The organism is Entomospira culicis (assembly GCF_028748145.1).
GTDB lineage: Bacteria > Spirochaetota > Spirochaetia > WRBN01 > WRBN01 > Entomospira > Entomospira culicis.
Genome location: NZ_CP118181.1, coordinates 1,126,476 through 1,144,350 on the forward strand (window position 1 = coordinate 1,126,476; position 17,875 = coordinate 1,144,350).

Annotated in this window: 15 protein-coding genes, 2 tRNA genes and 1 other RNA gene; 4 read left to right on the forward strand and 14 right to left on the reverse strand. The window is 45.5% G+C overall.

The window, feature by feature from the left end; translation table 11 throughout:
* Positions 1-5 precede the first annotated feature (5 nt).
* A complete protein-coding gene (locus PVA46_RS05285) occupies positions 6-449 on the forward strand; it encodes a V-type ATP synthase subunit K (protein ID WP_167695714.1) in 444 nt (147 codons plus the stop codon).
* 70 nt (positions 450-519) lie between these two features.
* Here the strand turns inward: PVA46_RS05285 and feoB are convergent, their stop codons facing one another.
* The 8 genes from feoB to PVA46_RS05325 form a co-directional block, all read right to left on the reverse strand.
* Entirely contained in the window at positions 520-3,018 is a 2,499-nt protein-coding gene (feoB, locus tag PVA46_RS05290; protein WP_167695715.1) for a ferrous iron transport protein B, read from the reverse strand.
* A gap of 113 nt (positions 3,019-3,131) precedes the next feature.
* On the reverse strand, positions 3,132-4,106 hold the full coding sequence (locus PVA46_RS05295; RefSeq protein WP_167695716.1) for a PASTA domain-containing protein: 975 nt from the start codon (positions 4,104-4,106) through the stop codon (positions 3,132-3,134).
* Positions 4,107-4,135: 29 nt separating this feature from the next.
* Positions 4,136-5,071: a methionyl-tRNA formyltransferase gene (gene fmt, locus PVA46_RS05300; protein ID WP_167695717.1), complete on the reverse strand. Its 936-nt coding sequence runs from the start codon at positions 5,069-5,071 to the stop codon at positions 4,136-4,138.
* Positions 5,071-5,589 carry a peptide deformylase gene (gene def / locus PVA46_RS05305; protein WP_167695718.1) on the reverse strand — a complete coding sequence of 173 codons (519 nt, stop codon included), beginning with the start codon at positions 5,587-5,589 and terminating at the stop codon, positions 5,071-5,073. Before def ends, fmt begins: the two co-directional genes overlap by 1 nt.
* Before the next feature lie 32 nt (positions 5,590-5,621).
* Positions 5,622-6,005, reverse strand: coding sequence for a hypothetical protein (locus PVA46_RS05310; RefSeq protein WP_167695719.1), 384 nt, complete (start codon positions 6,003-6,005; stop codon positions 5,622-5,624).
* Between the two features lie 30 nt (positions 6,006-6,035).
* Positions 6,036-7,319 (reverse strand): AraC family transcriptional regulator, encoded by a 1,284-nt coding sequence (locus PVA46_RS05315; RefSeq protein ID WP_167695720.1) that lies wholly within the window; start codon positions 7,317-7,319, stop codon positions 6,036-6,038.
* A 16-nt stretch (positions 7,320-7,335) separates the two neighbouring features.
* Positions 7,336-8,139: a PilZN3 domain-containing protein gene (locus PVA46_RS05320; RefSeq protein ID WP_167695721.1), complete on the reverse strand. Its 804-nt coding sequence runs from the start codon at positions 8,137-8,139 to the stop codon at positions 7,336-7,338.
* Between the two features lie 151 nt (positions 8,140-8,290).
* The gene (locus PVA46_RS05325; RefSeq protein ID WP_167695722.1) at positions 8,291-9,157 is read right to left on the reverse strand and encodes a hypothetical protein; all 867 of its coding nucleotides are present in this window, start codon (positions 9,155-9,157) and stop codon (positions 8,291-8,293) included.
* A 154-nt stretch (positions 9,158-9,311) separates the two neighbouring features.
* On the opposite strand from PVA46_RS05325, the gene PVA46_RS05330 reads away from it, so the two are divergent.
* From PVA46_RS05330 to ffs, 3 genes are all read left to right on the forward strand, one after another.
* Positions 9,312-9,398 (forward strand) — tRNA-Ser (locus PVA46_RS05330).
* A gap of 38 nt (positions 9,399-9,436) precedes the next feature.
* Positions 9,437-9,521: transfer RNA gene (locus PVA46_RS05335), tRNA-Ser, on the forward strand.
* Positions 9,522-9,542: 21 nt separating this feature from the next.
* An RNA gene (gene ffs / locus PVA46_RS05340) (signal recognition particle sRNA small type) lies at positions 9,543-9,640 on the forward strand.
* Between the two features lie 159 nt (positions 9,641-9,799).
* On the opposite strand, the gene PVA46_RS05345 is transcribed toward ffs, so the two are convergent.
* The 6 genes from PVA46_RS05345 to PVA46_RS05370 all read right to left on the reverse strand — a co-directional run bounded on the left by PVA46_RS05345 (position 9,800) and on the right by PVA46_RS05370 (position 17,864).
* Positions 9,800-10,774, reverse strand: coding sequence for a hypothetical protein (locus PVA46_RS05345; RefSeq protein ID WP_167695723.1), 975 nt, complete (start codon positions 10,772-10,774; stop codon positions 9,800-9,802).
* Between the two features lie 124 nt (positions 10,775-10,898).
* Complete coding sequence (locus tag PVA46_RS05350; protein ID WP_167695724.1) at positions 10,899-11,861, reverse strand: DHH family phosphoesterase; 963 nt, start codon at positions 11,859-11,861, stop codon at positions 10,899-10,901.
* Complete coding sequence (locus tag PVA46_RS05355; RefSeq protein ID WP_167695725.1) at positions 11,861-12,793, reverse strand: SPFH domain-containing protein; 933 nt, start codon at positions 12,791-12,793, stop codon at positions 11,861-11,863. Before PVA46_RS05355 ends, PVA46_RS05350 begins: the two co-directional genes overlap by 1 nt.
* 1 nt (position 12,794) lies before the next feature.
* Positions 12,795-13,241: an NfeD family protein gene (locus PVA46_RS05360; protein WP_167695726.1), complete on the reverse strand. Its 447-nt coding sequence runs from the start codon at positions 13,239-13,241 to the stop codon at positions 12,795-12,797.
* A 53-nt stretch (positions 13,242-13,294) separates the two neighbouring features.
* Entirely contained in the window at positions 13,295-16,780 is a 3,486-nt protein-coding gene (locus PVA46_RS05365) for an alpha-amylase family protein (protein WP_167695727.1), read from the reverse strand.
* Between the two features lie 205 nt (positions 16,781-16,985).
* A complete protein-coding gene (locus tag PVA46_RS05370) occupies positions 16,986-17,864 on the reverse strand; it encodes a substrate-binding domain-containing protein (RefSeq protein WP_167695728.1) in 879 nt (292 codons plus the stop codon).
* Between the last annotated feature and the right edge of the window lie 11 nt (positions 17,865-17,875).

The window sequence follows — 17,875 nt, forward strand, 5'->3', positions numbered from 1 at the left end:
TTCAAATGAACGATTTACTTTTTTCGGGTTTCTATTTAGCCTTCGCTATCGCCTCTATTGGTAGTGGTATTGGTATCGGTATTGCAGCACAAGGTGCTGTTGGTGCATGGAAGAAAGCTTTGCTCTCGGGCAAACGCGCTAACGCTGCCATGTTGATTTTGGTGAGTTTTCCTCTCTCTCAGACCTTCTATGGTATGGTTGTCATGAACGATCTTAGTGCTAATGTAGCCCCTCATGCGCCGGCGTTGGCTGGAACTATTGGTCTTTTTGGTGGTTTAGCAATTGCCATTGCTGGTATTTTGCAAGGAAAAGTTGCAGCTTATGCTTGTGATGCTTTAGGTGAAACAGGTAAAGGTTTTGGTTCTTATGTTATCGTACTGGGTATTATTGAAACCGTTGCTCTCTTTGCCATGGTCTTCTCTCTTGGCTTTGGTAAACTCTTTAGCTAAGAAAAGCTTATATTGTATTACAAAAAAGACAGGTTCAACCTGTCTTTTTATTTTCTATATTCTTTCGCTTTTACTTAACGATATATTTCTCCAATAACTTACTTCCTAGGAAAAAGAAGAAAGCTACCAGACCTGCTAAAATAACCAAAGAGACACTCATCCATAACATGGATCCCCCGATGACCACTTGATAAAAGAGTACTGCCACCGCCCAAGCTAATACCGTTAAGTAGGTAATCATAATCATCCCAAGTAATGAACCCAGTTCACGATAAGCCGTTGCGATTACTGCAACACAGGGAACATAAATCAACACAAAAAGCAGGTAGGCATACACTTGCCACTTACCTAAGTTGAATGCAGATAATAAATTACGTGTTAAACGAGCCTCAGAATCCTCATCTTCACCAGAGTCGGCTGATAGTAACTCTAAGCTAAAGATCCCCAAAATATTCTCCCAAGTCGTAACCACAGCTTCACTCAAGCCACCCACCAGCGTCTGCCAAACCGAAGCATCTTCCTCCGCATCGCCCTCTTCGTCCTTTTGGAGAAATTCGTTATGGCTATAAATTGCAGAGATTGTCCCAATCACCGCCTCTTTAGCAACAATCCCCGTCAATAAGCCAACCGATGCGGGCCAATTCTCCTGCTCCACGCCAAAAGGCATAAAAACTGGTGTAACGGCTTTCCCTAAAAAGGCGGTAATGGAGTCATTAGGGTCTTCCACAATCTCTCCACGCAAATTAATCGTGTTAAATACCCCGATAATTGTTACCGCAATCACCAAGTATTTACCGGCTTTAAAGACAAATCCTTTGGTGCGCATCCACGTGTGCTTCAACAAAAGACGTATTTGTGGGCGGTGATAAGGGGGAAGTTCCATGACAAAATACTGCTCATGTTTGTTGAACGGCAAGGAACGATGGAGCACTAACCCAATCAAAAGTGCAATAATAATACCGATAATATAAAGCGAAAAGATCATCAGCGCCGACTGCTCAGGAAAAAAGATTGCGCCAAAAAGGGCATACACCGGAAGACGTGCACTACAACTCATCATCGGTGCCATAAACATGGTAATCATTCGATCGCGCTTACTGGAGAGCGTACGGGTGGCCATCATCGCAGGAACCGTGCATCCAAAACCGACAATCAAGGGCACAAACGCTTTTCCCGGTAAGCCTATTTTACGTAATGACTTATCCATTAAAAAGGCGGCTCTCGCCATATAGCCCAAATCCTCCAACAAAGAGATGCCTAAAAACATCACAAAGACAATCGGCACAAAGGTAGAGACCGCCTGCAACCCTGCACCCACGCCGTGCGCAAGCAATGCAATCAGCCAGTCGGGCACGCCAAGACGACTCATCACAAGATCCGGAATCTCCACAAAAATCGTACCAAAAGCGATATCAAAAAAATCTTGAAAGGCTGCTCCCACCTTCATCACGAACCAAAAGAGCAGATACATCATAGCCATAAAGATAGGAATACCCAAAAATCGATGTAAAACCACGTCATCAATCTTATCCGTACGCGTGCGTTTTTCCTTATTAGGTAGTCGCGTTACGCGCTCAATGATGCCATGCACCACCCCATAACGCCCCTCGATAATCGCCGTACGCGCCGTCATTCGCAAATTTTCTTTAATCACATTACGTTTAAGCTCTAAAACTTCCCGCGTAACTTCGCCTTGGCTGAGTGCCTCTTTCAAGACAATATGATCACCTTCAAGTAATTTTATCGCCACATAACGACGACTAATGCGCAAGGCTTCCGCTGTCTTACCCACGTTTACCTGTAACCGAGCAATCTCTTCCTCAAGGATAGGCGCATAAGGAATCGTCATTGCCGATATCTTTCTACTCTCTAAAGAGTTAGCTATCACTTCACGAAGCTTCTCCCCACTGCCCTTCTGCACCGCACTCATCGCTAAAAGAGGCGCTCCCAAGTGCTGTTCTAACAATCTTCCGTCAATTTTTCCAGAAGGATGATCCGCAAGGTGTCCATCAATATAAGTGGCTACTAAATCATCGTCAATGTGGTACTGTTTAAGACCACTCACCAAATCTTCTAGGTCGAGATCGTGCTCTTTAAGGTGCGATACAGAGATCTCCCCCTTACTAATATGACTCTCTAAATGGGAGGCCAGTTGTTCACTTAAGAGATCCACGTCGACAAAGATGCCTAAGTCTTGCGCCACGTCTATCATATTCAAGACAAAAATCATCGGCTTACGCATCTCAATCAACTGCGTGGTTAGATACAAGTTGCGTTCAAGATTACTTGCATCTAACACATTAATAATTAAATCGTAGTCTAAGGAGAAGAGCGCTTGGCAAGCAACCTCCTCATCCTCACTCTCGGCATTAACGCTATAAATTCCGGGGAGATCCACCACTTGGTAACTCTTACCCTCATAGGTAAAAATCCCCTCCTTCATCTCCACCGTCACCCCCGCCCAGTTACCCAGACGCTGATGACTACCAGTAAGTGCATTAAAAATTGCACTCTTCCCACAATTAGGATTACCCACCAATAAGGCTCGGTACTGATACTCCTTGTTCATACAACCCTCACTTTCTTCCCTTGCTATGTTGATTACAACTGCTATTTTAACATAAGTGAGGGGATGATTCTAGTACTTTTTTGTACTTAATCATATTTTTTTACAATAATTTTCTAATTGATCTCGATACGCCCCTGCTCTTGTCCATTAACTCGAACAATAATTTGCGTGCCAGCTGGTTGATAGTAAGCAAAAATTAAGGAGACTCCCTGCTGATACGTCGTCAATAAGAGCTCTTCCTTCTCCTCACGTAAGGCGACGATCTCCAATTTGATCGGAGTAGCATGTTCAGGCACAATCACTTCACGTGTACCCAAAATCATACCATTAGGGTTACTGCTAGGCTGAAGATAGAAACGCACCACCTCACCGCTCTCAAGCTCACTACCAGCAGGAGGTTCTTGTCGGACAATCACAGGATGGCCATCCGTTGGTTCTCCTTCAATAATAAAATGAAACGGTAAATTGTTCTGTCCAGCTTGAATAAGGACGCGTTCTACAGCCAGCCCCTCATACGCAGTAAGCATGGGGTTGTTTGCAACCATCCCTCGGCTTACCAAAAAGGATACCGCCACCGGCCCGCTCAATGGTTCCCCAGCCTTGGGATCTTGCCCAATAATCGTACCCAAAGGCTCTTGACTGCTCAAATAAATTAACGGTTCTTTAATCGTAATTAACCCATTGTAACGAGAGACAATCGCCGTACGGACATCCTCCATGCGCATGCCAATGAAATCTTCTAAAGTGGTAATCGCTAAACCAGCACTCACCGTCAACTCTACCGGCTCCCCATTCACACGACGATAGGATCCCGCCAAAGGACGTTGCTCTAAAACCAATCCGGCTGCAAATTGTTCATCTTCTACAAAGCGCGTCGTAATATTGGCTTTAAGATCGCTGTTTTGTAAAAGCAACATCGCCTCGCTCAAGGAGATACCCACCACCCGTGGAACAATCGTCTCATCCTTAGGTTTAGAGGTAGATAAAATTGTAACTCCAGATAAAACCAACATCGCTAACACAGAAATCAATGCACTCATCACCACCAAACGCGCGCTCTTATTTATCTCTTCTCTCTGCTCTGCCACCGGCTACACCTCACTTATCTTGTAAAACTTTACTGCAAAATCTGCCCTATTATAGCACGATTACCATGAAAAAAACTAGCACTATCCATCTCACGCTTACCCTGAAGCTTTAAAAGCGTAACCCAAAGCATGCCATCAGATAAAGCGATGCCTAATCCCTTATTCTTCTCAAAGGCAACCACCTCTCCTACCGTTCCAGGTGAAATGTCTTGCGTAAATGTTGCCTGATAAAGAAATAATTTCTTATCCTGCCAAAGACAAAACGCACCAGGATAGTAGGTATACGCACGAATTTTATGCACAATAGCCAATCCTGATTCAGAGGAAAAATCAATTTTACCCACACTGGGCTGTAACATCGCACAGTAGGTAGCTTGCGCCTCCTCTTGCACACGCGCCTTGATGCTCCCGTCTACGAGAGCAGGAAATATGTCGGATAGAAGCTCCGCAGCCTCTCTAGCCACGTACGCCTGCACCGCATCGGCATGGGGAAAATCACTCAAGGAAACGTGCTTTACCCCAAGAATATCCCCCGCATCCATCCGCAATCCTAAACGCTGAATCGTAATACCACTCTCGCTATCACCAGCCAAAAGCGCCGCCTGAATTGGCGTAGGCCCTCGATACTTGGGCAAAAGGCTTGGATGAATATTAATACCACCTTGCGCAAAGAGCGCCAAAAAGGTCGCTTTAAAAATCTTCCCATACGCAAAACAGACCAACAAATCACACCGCAACGCCTCGATCTGCTCCTCAAATGCACCATCTAAACGCTGGGGAGTATAGACAGGAATATTCTTCTGCAAGGCATAACGCTTGATAGGGGTAGGTTGCGGTTCTTTCGAACGCCCAACCGGTGCATCGGGGTTCGTTAAGACGCCAACCACCTCTGCTCCCTTCAGTGTAAGAAGACGCTCCAGCGTAGGTAAGGCAATTTCTGGAGTACCAGCAAATAAGATACGCATTAGCGTCCTCGCCGATGAGCAGACTTCTGCTTGCGAAGATAACGCTCCAGCAGTTGGTTTTTCAACACAGAGTCTGCAACTTTATCCACATGAAGCACACCATTAAGATGATCATACTCATGCTGAATACACATCGCCATTAAGCCCGTGGCTTTCAACTGAAAACGCTTGCGATCTCTGCCCTCCGCCTGCACCGTAATCTCTCGATAACGTGGCACCTCAGCATAGAGACCAGGCAAACTCAAGCAACCCTCCTCAGAAGTTACCATCTGGGGAGATGTTTCTACAATTTCTGGATTAATAAAGACATAGGGCGTACCCTTGTCGATCTCAATAATAAAAAAACGCTGTGAAATTCCCACCTGCGGGGCAGCTAAACCAATGCCATTATGCTGATGCATCAAGGCAAACATTGCATTTAATGCATCCAAAGATACCTCTTCATCATCACCAACCGCCACACAAGGACGATGCAACGTCTCTAGCTCTGATGGATTTTCATAACGATAAATATGCATGCGCTCTCCTGTACAATCGTTGATTTAAAGGGTTACCTAGGATCTTTGGCATCATCCACAATGATCACCTTCGTTGCCTCGTCTTCCTCATGGATTTTTTGTAGATCATTACGAATCGCCCAAACCGAGAGCATTCGACTCAACTGTGCGGTAAAAATAAGCAACAAGACAAAAAGAATCAACCCCGTTACAAGCATCATGGTGATAATAGGAAAGGTATCCATCCCTATGCGATCGCCAACCATGCCACTAATAGATGATCCGACCATTACCATGCCTAAGCGTAACAATCCGGCAGCTTCATTCGCCATCTCCTCCGTATAATCTTTTACCTTAAAGAATAAGACTAATCTCACGGTAAATAAGGTAACCCCAGAAACCAGAAAGATAGTACTTGTGATTAACATAATATTCATTAATTGATGCTCTCCTCTTCGTGTCGCATATTATATTGATCCATCATTTTTTTGGGACTGACGGTAGCGCCCTGGACTAATACCCTCAGCTCGTTTGAAAATTTTAGTAAAATAACTTTGATCCGAAAACCCACAAATATTCGCAATTTCAAAGAGAGTAAGGTTAGTAAATTTAAGCTTACGTTTGCTTTCGTTAATACGAATACGATTGAGATACTCGGTAAAACTTAAGCCCATCTCGGTTTTAAAGAGACGGCTGAAGTATGAAGGGCTAAGTTTTGCAATCTTAGAGACCTCTTCTAAAGTGATGTTCTTGGAAAAATTTTGATGCATATAACGTACCGCGTGTACAAGTAAATGGCCATACTTAAGCTGACTCACGCGCGTTGGAATCGAGCTCACCATCTCAATCACAGAAAGAAGCCATTCACGAAGATCTTCTGTTGTCATAATCATTTGAAGATCTCTTAAAAATTGCACGTTAAGCGAAAAATCACCACTACCTTGCACGTTGGTAGCATTCGTTAAAAAGATAGCAAGATCTAAAATTTGCTCTTTAAGGCGAAAGAAATCGCTCTCCATCGCCTCATCGATTTTTTGGAAAATGGTAACAGCAAGATCCTTTGCCTCATGCGTACTGCCACTCTCTACCAAAACCAACAACTCTTCATACATCTTAAATTCAGCATTAAAAACCAAATCACGATCCTGCGTACGCCCTGCCCCACGAAACATCATGTGCGAGTGCTTTTGCGAAAGTGCACTACAGCTCAGGTGTAAAATCTCCGCAAGCGCCACCACCCGCGTTTCGGAGGTACTCTCTACCTGCTCTAGTAGTTGAACCCCCAACGTGTCAACCAGCCGACCTTGATGGTACTTAGGCGCGCGTTTAATAAACTCTTCACGATTCATGAGCATCGTGCTTCCAGCCACTACACTGGCTAAAAATCGCCCGTTAATGATGATAGGACTCGACCAAAAGGTAAAGCCCGATCGGCACTGGTAGACATAATGCCCACTCAATTGACGCGAACGAACCGCCCCAAAAACATGTGTGGTGGCACAATGCTCCTTAGGTTGATACTCCGCACTACTCTTTTGCTGCACCCCAAGGCGCATATGCTGACAAAATTGACATCCCCACGAAGGGTGATCAACACGATAAATTTCATGGACCTCATTGTCAAATACCCGCACCGATACCCCCGTGGCCGGATGATATTGTCTTGCCAAGGAGATAATAGGATCATAAACCCTAGACTCCTGCTTATCTGGTGCTACTGCTTCTCTAATTCTTTCAATATTACTAGCCATTCTCGATTCCTATATGCTATTCGCGATCTTCACTGTCCCGTAACTTATCTAAAAACAAATAATATCCAATCGGTGGTTTATCGATGAAGTGCGCCGAACAGACCACCAAACCGTCGCCTTTCTCCTCTATCGCGTGGATCTCTACTGCCACTCTAATGGAGAGATGATGTTCTAAAATAACCATCACTAAGGTAGCTGTCGCCTCACGGCTAACGCTATCTTCTTTTAGCAAAAAGGTTAATCCCTGCTTATGAAAACTGACAGGGAAAAAGCGCATCCCTAAATCATCTTGATTAAGATAGAGCGCGCAGTGAGGTAAGCTGAAAAGGTCCGAACGTAAATGCGCATCCCTAAGGACAAGCGTTGGATCCTGATCCGCTTGGGGCTCATGCATCACCCGAATAATAGGAGTAAGCACACGTTGGATGAGCGATAACGATGTATCATCGAGGGTAAAAAGCACCTCGACAAGGAGGTGAGTCTCTCCATCTTTTTCGATATGACGTTCATCCACGCTTACTAGCATACCACCGATGGTTACACTCTCTTGATCGGCGGCGAACTCTTTATTGTGTGCGTAGATATGCAGACGAACCTCACGCTCGCTGGTGCTAGAGACCGTTTTTTGGAAAAAATTTCCTGCCTCGATAATCACGCGCATCTGGTCGTGCTGGATACTATAAAGTTGCACAGGAAAGTCATAGACATGATAGCGCAGGATAACGTCACCCTCAATACCCAAAGCTTGGATAACTTCTTGGGTAAAGTAGACCTTTGTTTGACTCGCTAATTGCTGATGTTCTGTTTCGATAAAATCCATTCCCATCCAGTCCTAAAGAGATAATTAGTTCGATAATAAACATAAATGTAAAAAAGATCAATAACCCTGCGCCTCAATCATAGCAAATTTTTAGCTTGTTGTCCATACTTCTTGTAAATTTCTTCTCACTTATTATAAAGGAAAGAGAAAATTAGCGAAAGTAGAGGATGTCGGCGTGTGCATGCGCGTAGCCTTGGGCGTGGAGGGCTTGTAAATTTTCTTCTACTTGGGAGCGCTTGATGGGGAAGATGTCGAAATCTAGCTGATACTCGCGGACGTAGCGGTAGTTGAGGAGGATGAAGCCGTCGTAGTCTTGCTCATGGCTAAAAGATTGTGCAACCTCCAGCGCAACCGAGTAAGGAGAGCGCCGTTGTTGGTCATTAAGTGCGCTATCCCAGACGACCAAGCTGTAAATTCCGTCATTTACATGATGACTTGCCAAGGTGATGGGATTGCTCCAACGTCGACGTAAAGAGGCATTCTCCCCCGCCCTAATCTCCAAAGAGGCAACCTCCCACTGCGGATAGGCGCTCTCCAAATAGTGCAACACCTCAAGATCCATCTCATTAAAGAAGTAGTACAAGCCCCAAAATCCCTTACGCTCCGCTCTCCCCTCCAATGGGCGCGTCGCGAAGTCTTGGGCAATCACCTCGGTTGCAATCGACCAGCCAGCCAAAAAATCCTCGCTAAAAGCCACCTCTTCTCGACTCTCCAACAAGATCACATCACGATAGCCCAATTGCTTAGCCACCCGCGTTGCCAGCTCTTCATTCTTCTTCTTGTCATTGAGCCACAGCGGAGCATCACTAACCACGGCATAGATTTGGGGATAGGGCTGATGGATCGGATCGCTCTCCATATACGCATACCGCACCAGCGCGTGAGGTAACCACCCCAAGACCAGCGCCGTCAGCAACAGGATGAGACCACCCCCACCTACCAGCCACCTACGTCTGCGCTGTACACCGCGCTTAGCCCGATTATCCATAAAACGTCTTGCCCTACGATCTCTAGCCATACGCCCTCCCTTTCTAATTTTAGCAAATTTAGAACTTTTTCGCAATCAGTTTTTACAAAAAATAAAATCTCTTTACCCACTTGATCTTTTTTTGGCTTTCTGCTATGATACATAACTGATAGTAGTTATGTATCTTGATACATGGGTTACTCTCGGAGAGATGCGAGAGTGGTTGAATCGGGCAGACTCGAAATCTGTTGAGTTCGTGAGGATTCCGAGGGTTCGAATCCCTCTCTCTCCGATTTTACATACCATCAAACCCACTCTGCTTACAATTTTGGAGAGATGTCCGAGTGGTCGATGGTGCAACCTTGGAAAGGTTGTGTACCGAAAGGTACCGGGGGTTCGAATCCCCCTCTCTCCGATAGAGAAAATAATCCCTTGGTGCTAGGCTCCGTGCGGTTATTTATTATCAAACCCCGCCAGGTTCGGAAGAAAGCAACGGTAGATAGTGAATGATGCGATGCGGGTGGCTTATCATCAGGGGTTTTTTATCCCCTAAAAAATATACGACTATCACTATACGAAATGCTTGACTTTCGCCTCTTTTTGATTCTCTATATAGCCTATATCATATGGATACATATTCCATAAAAAAGGGAGGCTAAGCCTCCCCAACATGCTCTACAAAAAAAGCAATAACTAACGCAAGTATTTAAATCTTGTAAATTTACGATCAATACCACTAGTAAGATAGACAACATGCCGAAGTGAATTTCCCTGCGGATCTCTATCATTAACGACTGCCATAAGCACATAAGTATATGTGATGTTGTTAGGATAATTAGCTAACACATAGCTTCCAAATCCAGAGTGTTCAAACCCTACAATGCTTAGCCATACACGAGGGAAAGAAAGAAGATTAGGATAACTCTTTTTTCGAAGATTCCACTCATATGATCCTATCGTTAATAGATCCGTTTTTGCATTGTAAATCATCGGAGTATTAGGGGCGTATGTGAGGGCTGGAATATATAAAAACCGGTATTGGGGAAAGTCTTTTAGTTTTGCATCAAATTCAGTACGTGTATAAGTACCTGCTGGTAAGATACTCTCTTGCCAGGCTTCATGACTTAATGAAAGGTAGCCATGAAGCGACATGTCTATGTTAGGTGTATTAACCGTGACACCTTCATCTAGTCTAAATTCTTCCACTAAATTATCGCCATCACGCACGGTAATCCTTATAGAAAATCTATAATATAATGACTCATTAGCTTTACCACTATAAAGACTATTATATAGGCTAAAATTACTCTCAAAACCAGAAGTACTTGTCACTTCTCGTCCTTTTATCGTCGATGACCAACCATTCTTTTCTATTCTATAGAAGGAATTGTCATTAGGTACAGGAACTCCTTCTATCGCGACAATATCAGCAATTTTACGAAATTCTGGATCGGTGGGAATATTATCGTTATCAAACGGCTCCCCTTTCCAATACCACTGCAGTGGTGCGTAGTCATCTCGAATAACCTCAATCGTTTCCACAAGTGTCAGATAGGTGAAGGGATCTACAGACGTATCATCGTCTATATTCAAATCAGGTTCGTGGGGCTTACAGGCGAGTAAACCTACGCCCAAAAGTAGTATCAATAGGATAATTTTTTTTTGCATTGAGTAAAACTCCTTATAACAGTATCCACCATCATGCGCTGTATTACTAAAACATAATGATTTCCTTAAAGTTTACCATATGTACAAAAAAATATCAATAGTAAGCCAAGAATTTATTCTATAGTTACAACTGTCGCTGAATTTGCTCAAGCAGGTACTCTTTAAGATCGGCTAGGGGATGCTCTTGGCTCTTCACCGTACAGCCTGAGGCGCGCGCGTGTCCGCCTCCGCCCAACGACTGGGCAATAGTACCTACATCCACATAATCTTTACTACGTAAACCTACCGTCGTCTGCTCCTCATCCATTCGTAAGACAATCACCACCTCCGTTGCCTCGGCAGAGAGCAAGAGGCGATAGAGCGTATCGCTATCACGGCTCGGTGCGCCCTCTTCCTTTACCGTTTGCACATGATCTTCTACAATAATCACTTTATCATCAAAAAATGATTGACTAGAGGCTAATAGCCGACCCAAATATTGCCGATCGCGCAAACAATAACCACCCTCCAACAGCGCGAAGGTCTCAGCAGGCGAAGCGCCAAGATCGATCAGCTTAGAGGCTTGACGCACATGCTCCCCACTATACGCGCGCAAGTGGCGAAAAAATCCCGTATCCGTGGTAAAGCCCAAGAAGAGCCAATGTGCCTCTTCCTCACTCATGCCCAAGGTAAAAGCCTCGATCACCCGTTGCACCAAGAGCGTCGCCGAGGGACTCGTTGCATCGATAAGCCCCGATACCGCGCCCGCCTCTACGCTCGCATGGTGATCGATGCTCCTTGCTTCCACCCCAAAAGGCGCAAACCCGGTACGTTCAAACGTTGCACAATCAACAATAAAGACGGCGGCATCCGCCCACTCTTCGGTAATCTCGCGCATAAAAAGCCCCTCGTGCGCCTTCACTTCATTCTTATTAAAGGGACCCACGGAGGCAACCTCTGCCTGCTTACCCAATCGGCGCAAAAAGAGCATTAATGCCAATTGAGAACCAATACAATCTCCATCCGGAGCCACATGACCTAATACCAAAAAACGGTCATACTTTTCAATAAAAGCTACAATATTCAGGAGATCTTGATGATTATGCATTAATTATCCTTTTTTACCAACTCAGAGATAGCACTGGTGAGACCAGCAAGATTTTGAATTTCTGAAGGAATGATGATCTTCGTTGCCTGCCCATCTGCGACCTTCTCAAGGGCTTCAAACGCACGCAATTTGAGCGCCTCGGCAGTAGGATGAGACTCATTGATCATGCGCAGACCATCTGCCGTTGCTTGCTTGACTTTGAGAATTGCTTCAGCTTCGCCTTCCGCCTCTCGAATGGACGCCTCACGTTGCGCTTCGGCAGCCAAAATCACCGCAGCCTTATCCGCCTCTGCTTCGAGAATTTTCTTCTGCTTCTGCCCTTCCGCCGTTAAAATCGCACTCACTTTTTCGCCTTCGCTACGTAAGATAGCTTCTCGCTTTTCACGCTCGGCACGCATCTGCTTCTCCATCGCATCTTGAATGCCCTTAGGTGGCTTAATATCTTTTAGCTCAACACGATTAATTTTAATCCCCCAAGGATCAGTTGCCTCATCAAGCACCGCACGGATGCGCGTATTAATCACATCTCGACTGGTCAAACTCTCATCTAATTCAAGATCTCCAATCACGTTACGCAACGTAGTCGCGGTTAAATTTTCGATGGCGCTCAAAGGGTTCTGTACACCGTAGGTAAATGCTTTGGGATCAGTAATTTGAAAAAAGACCACCGTATCCACCTGAATCGTAACGTTATCGCGCGTAATAACTGCCTGCGGATCGAAATCCACCAGTTGCTCTTTAAGCGAGACCACACGCGCCACACTATCGATAAGAGGAATCTTAAAGTGAATGCCTACGCCCCACGTCGCCAAATATCCCCCCAAACGCTCCACGACAAACGCATGCGCCTGTGGTACAATCCGAATGCTCGAAACAATCACCATCACGATAATACCCAATACAACCAATAGGGCTATGATACCTATCTCCATCCTACGCCTCCTCTTGATGCTCAATAACCAGCTTCACGCCTTCGATGGCGAGCACCTTAACCACCGTTCCTACTGCTATGTTAGAGGCATGCGGATTTTTGCTCTTTACGCTCCACTCCTTGCCATCTACTTTTACTTGACCCTTGCCCATCGCAGGATCGATCTCTTCAATGACTACCGCCTCTTTCCCGATCACGCGTTCGCTATTGGTGTCGGCTTTGGGGCGATAGATGCGACGCGAGAGCGGGTAGAAGAGTCCAAAAAATCCCCCCGATAAAATCAAAAAGATAAAGCTCTGTATCGCCAAACTCTCCACCATAAAGGAGAGAAAGAACGTCGTCAATGCTGCGGCAGCGAACCACACCGCAATCAATTGAAAGCTTACGACCTCGATGATCAGAAAAAAGACCAGTAACCCAATCCAAATAATCATACTATTCCAAGGCATTCTGCCCTCCGTCATTCTTAATGTAGCATATTTACCCAGCGCTGTCAAGCCAACTAACGCCCGATTGCTTGCGTAAATTCAACGTATAAATAATGACTCTGCTCGCGTTTACTCTGCCAACGTTTTGCCTGTTGAATGAGGTTTAGTTTAGAGCGATAGCCATAAAGTTTGCCCGTCATGTTCTGCTCAAAATAGAGCACCGACCAGATCAAATGGAGCGCTAAATTCAACGATTCATCGTGAAAATAGAGCACATCATCGTAACTATTCACCCCCACGCTCTGCATAAAGTGGCGATTATTACATAGCTCTTGCCACCAATCGTCCAGCTCCTCTCGCGTAAGAATCATCGCCCGATGGTTTTGCACCAAGCCCAATGCCAAGTGATGCATCTGGCTAAAGCTCTCCCATGAAGATTCCTGCCACCAACTTCGCAAACTCTCGCGTACCACCTCATTCTCCAAAATGTCGCTTGACACACCCACGTCATAGAGCGTTTTGAGCCAGAAATAGTAATGTACAAAGCGCAAGTATCGCTCATCTAAGAGATAGCTATCTTTTGCGGTTTTGGTGATAAATTTCTCCATCTGTAATAAATAGCGATACTCCTGTTGTACTTTAGTCCAATATGCATCACCCACGAGCGAAGCATCCTCGCCATTACTCTCCACAATCTTCGCAATGCGCGTTAAATAGAGACGCTCCTGCTTAAGATCCAACGCCTGTAATTCCTTATCAGAGAGGGGGGCGCTCTTCACAACCTGATCTTCTCCAAGCGGATAAAATCCCACCATACTCTGCTCAATCATCGGGGTAAGCTGATGGGTCAACCCGATGATCTCACTCTCGAGGGCAAACGAAGTTGGATGCGTGCTCAATAGGTCATAACGTGATCCAGCCCCATGCAGTCGCTGACACAAGTGATAGTAATGCCCGTATGGATCGGTAACCTCACGAATATTCCAAAAAACCTGCGACTCATAGCCCCTCAACAAGATATGAAAGCCCTCGCGATGCACCGATACACTCGATCGGATATACCACAAGCCACTGCGTTGCTCCTGAAAAATCACATAATAGCCATCGGCATCATGCAGGTGTAAGGCGTCGGCAATCGACTGACTCACCAGTTGCTTATGCTCATTTTTGTAAGAACAAGACCAGTGAACATTCCCCTGCACCGCGGGGAAACGATTATTATATACCACCAAGCCAACATCATCGCCCATCGCATTACTGTAGGCAAAGACGCTCTCCTCTACCGCTCCCTCATGCATAAAGTCGTAGAGACGAAAGTGGCGCGACTGGCTAAAGAGCCCACGACGATGCAACAGCGGAAAAATATCACTACGATGGCGCGCTAATAATCCCTCATCCACCTCTTCGTCATAATACGCCCGCGTATACTCCATGCCATACTTCTCGCTAAATCCCTCCAGCTGACCATGCGCAAACATCGGTAAGCCCGGCAACGTCGACATCAACGTAGCCACCCCAATATACTTATCGCCTCGTCCAAATTGCTCCACCGCCGTCTTCTCATCCGGGTTACTCATAAAGTTGACAAACCGCTTGAGGATACCCAAATCAAAGGTAATCGTCTTCTTGATAAATGCACGATACTCCGCATTATCCTCCTGCATCAACATGTGCATAAAGGCGCTATTGTAGACACGATGCATCCCCAGCGATCGCACAAAGTAGCCCTCCAGCATCCAAAATGCCTCGGCAATCAGGAGCGTCTGCGGGCGCTCTTTTGCCACCCGATCCACCACTTCGCGCCAAAATTCTACCGGCATCAGGCGCTCAAATTCCTCATCACTCATCGCGTACTCCCCACGAGAGGCAATATAATCCCCCGCCCCATGATGAATGGATGGATACCACAACCGCTGAATATGCTTCTTCACCAAGACCATCGCCGCGTCTAAGCGAATCACCGAAAAGTTATGCGCCATCTTCAAAATCTCTTGAATCACCGCCTCTCTTGCCTGCGGATTTAAAAAATCGATCTGCGCTGTATCATTCCAAGGCATCATCGTGCCGTCGTTGCCATGATAAATATAACGCACCTCCCCGCTATGCGAATCGACACGCTTAAAGACCACCGCAGCATCACTCTTACGATAATAGCCGTCCTCCAAGTAGAGCTCGATGCCATGGCGTTGGGTTAAATTCTCGCCCGTAAAGTGATAGTCATAAGGTAGATCACGGCGTTGTAAAAAGTAATCAGGATGTTCAGCCACCCAGCGACTATCCATGCCTGTATGGTTAGGCACCATGTCGCTCGCCAGTTGCACACCAAATTGATGCGCACGCTCACGTAACTCCACCAATGCCTGCCAACCACCCAGTTCAGGAGCAATCACATTATCCTCCAAGCTATAAGCACTGGCAGCCGCCTCGATATTACCCATAATCTGCTTGATACGCTTACTCGCGTAGCTACGTTGCCAAATGCCAATCAGCCACAACGTATTAATGCCCGACTGCGCCAGATGAATCAGCTCCTCATTGGGAATATCATTAAGATGCTCAATAGGATAGCCATATTTTTTGCTCAATTGACCCAGCCACACCAAGGCATTCTTAGCAATCATGACGACATTGGGCATCCACGCATGATCATCAGTAAAGGCCTCAGGTTCGTGCGCACTCAAACGATAACGCGGAAGATGTACCTCACGACGCCCATCGCCATGCCCATCCGCACCAAAGGCATATTTGGGTGCAAAACCCTGCTCCTTAATCAACAATAAACTCTTAACCAATTTATGCGCAAAAATCGCCTCCAAATGAAAATGCTTCGCCCAATAACGTTGCATATACTCTAGCTGTTGCTGTAGGCTATGCGGAAAGAGCTTAGCTGGTTTTTCCAACAACTCAAAAAGTGTCTCGCCTTCAGGGCCAAAGGCAAAGCCCGACTGTAGATAGTGGCGCAACGTGGCAATCGCAGGGATATAAATGCTCTGACTACGCAACGGCTCATCAACAAACAGCTCACCATAAGGCGCAAACGCAGGATTATTATTGGCTAAAAAGAGCATCCAACTCTCCTCCATCTCCACCTCCCAGCGATTTTCAGAGGCTTGAGGATCGGATAAGTAGTGCGCTAAGGTTACTTTTTCCTGATAAACATCCCGTGGAGAAAAGAGCGCTCCAAAGAGTTCAATCATCTTTTTACGCTTATTCTTCCCATAAGACAAATCAATCTGAGAAAAGAAATTAGACCACATCTTTCCATCGTGTTTTTCTCGATACAACCTAACCAGATAATGATTAATTTCATCAATAAGCGCCATGGCATTCACCTCGTGCGCCTGCCAAGCTTCCGATTTTTCCTTGCTCAGATTTACCTTAATACAAAAGTTACGCACTGCCTGCACATCAGCAAAAATGACATTACCAGAGAGCTCATACAATGCCTCGTCAAATTGATACTTTCTGCGCACCTCATTAGCAATATGAAACGCACGCTCTCCAGATATGTTCTGCTGTGCATCTTGGCGTTGAACCTTAAGCCATACTCCCTTTTCCATGGTAACTCCCCTTATCTTCTCTCTAAATAGCCAGACTGCGAGGATGGAAAGAGTATCTATGACACTGTTGTTAGGCGTGTTAATACGTGGTAACTCACCACCCTCTGATTGAAATTATAACACGGTTTAGGCAAAAAGACAAGTCTATTTTATGCTCAATGTTAAATATTATTAGAATCTTCCATAATAGGATAATAAAATGTGCCTAAACCCCTTCCATCTCCTCTCTAGGAAGCCACATCAGAAGATCGTAGCGCCAGCTAGGGCTAAAGGGCACATTGACCACCCGCCAATAACGAAGAGATTCAAAGAGTGCAGGCGATAAAAAGGGCGTAATCTCATCATTATGAAGCATCTGTTCCCGTGCACGATCGCTCAATTGCCACTTATTTAGTAAAGCAGGCTCTTGTTGATAGGCACTTAGCGATACGCGATAGTCGTGAATGATATGTGTCAACTCCGTATGACTGCGAGAATCAGTACTAAGGAGCATATTCAAGGGCAGTGGCTCCTCAATCGTCTGATAAAGCCACATAAACTCCCCACTAGCAAGCAAAGGTTGCGCATAATAAGACGAAAGCACCATCGCATCCAACTCCCCACTCTGCATCAAGTTAGCTCCTTGCGCTTGGTCACGCACCTGAATGCGCGAAAATCCACCATTCTCTAACCAGTAATCGAGGGCGTAATCGCTTAACGTGCCCACTGTCATCCCCACGCGCCAAGTAGCCATACTATTAACATCCAGAGATTTTCGTACGACCAACCCCGCGTCAATGGCACTGGAGAGAATCACCTGATGCTTGGCAAACTCACTCTCCCCCTCAAACATATTATAATATGTAAAAAAGTCGACAAAGTAAAAGTCTACCTCATGCCGCTCCAGACGCTCTTCTAGCGTACCCTCCCCATCCACCACCACCTGCCAATCATAATATTGAAGACTCTTATCTTTAGGCAACGAAAAAGGAATACCCTCCATCTCCGATCCGACTAAAATTGTATAGCGACGATCCTCTGCTTCTCTCTTTTGACACCCCAAAAACGAAAGTACACCTAATACGATAATAAGAATTCTTCGCATATCTAATTCAA

What these genes read in the sequence shown, in the direction of transcription:
- PVA46_RS05365 (WP_167695727.1), bottom strand. Translation starts at nt 16,780, where the DNA reads ATGGAAAAGGGAGTATGGCTTAAGGTTCAACGCCAAGATGCACAGCAG.
- PVA46_RS05355 (WP_167695725.1), bottom strand. Translation starts at nt 12,793, where the DNA reads ATGGAGATAGGTATCATAGCCCTATTGGTTGTATTGGGTATTATCGTG.
- feoB (WP_167695715.1), bottom strand. Translation starts at nt 3,018, where the DNA reads ATGAACAAGGAGTATCAGTACCGAGCCTTATTGGTGGGTAATCCTAAT.
- PVA46_RS05285 (WP_167695714.1), top strand. Translation starts at nt 6, where the DNA reads ATGAACGATTTACTTTTTTCGGGTTTCTATTTAGCCTTCGCTATCGCC.
- def (WP_167695718.1), bottom strand. Translation starts at nt 5,589, where the DNA reads ATGCATATTTATCGTTATGAAAATCCATCAGAGCTAGAGACGTTGCAT.
- fmt (WP_167695717.1), bottom strand. Translation starts at nt 5,071, where the DNA reads ATGCGTATCTTATTTGCTGGTACTCCAGAAATTGCCTTACCTACGCTG.
- PVA46_RS05315 (WP_167695720.1), bottom strand. Translation starts at nt 7,319, where the DNA reads ATGGCTAGTAATATTGAAAGAATTAGAGAAGCAGTAGCACCAGATAAG.
- PVA46_RS05320 (WP_167695721.1), bottom strand. Translation starts at nt 8,139, where the DNA reads ATGGATTTTATCGAAACAGAACATCAGCAATTAGCGAGTCAAACAAAG.
- PVA46_RS05345 (WP_167695723.1), bottom strand. Translation starts at nt 10,774, where the DNA reads ATGCAAAAAAAAATTATCCTATTGATACTACTTTTGGGCGTAGGTTTA.
- PVA46_RS05310 (WP_167695719.1), bottom strand. Translation starts at nt 6,005, where the DNA reads ATGAATATTATGTTAATCACAAGTACTATCTTTCTGGTTTCTGGGGTT.
- PVA46_RS05360 (WP_167695726.1), bottom strand. Translation starts at nt 13,241, where the DNA reads ATGCCTTGGAATAGTATGATTATTTGGATTGGGTTACTGGTCTTTTTT.
- PVA46_RS05370 (WP_167695728.1), bottom strand. Translation starts at nt 17,864, where the DNA reads ATGCGAAGAATTCTTATTATCGTATTAGGTGTACTTTCGTTTTTGGGG.
- PVA46_RS05325 (WP_167695722.1), bottom strand. Translation starts at nt 9,157, where the DNA reads ATGGCTAGAGATCGTAGGGCAAGACGTTTTATGGATAATCGGGCTAAG.
- PVA46_RS05350 (WP_167695724.1), bottom strand. Translation starts at nt 11,861, where the DNA reads ATGCATAATCATCAAGATCTCCTGAATATTGTAGCTTTTATTGAAAAG.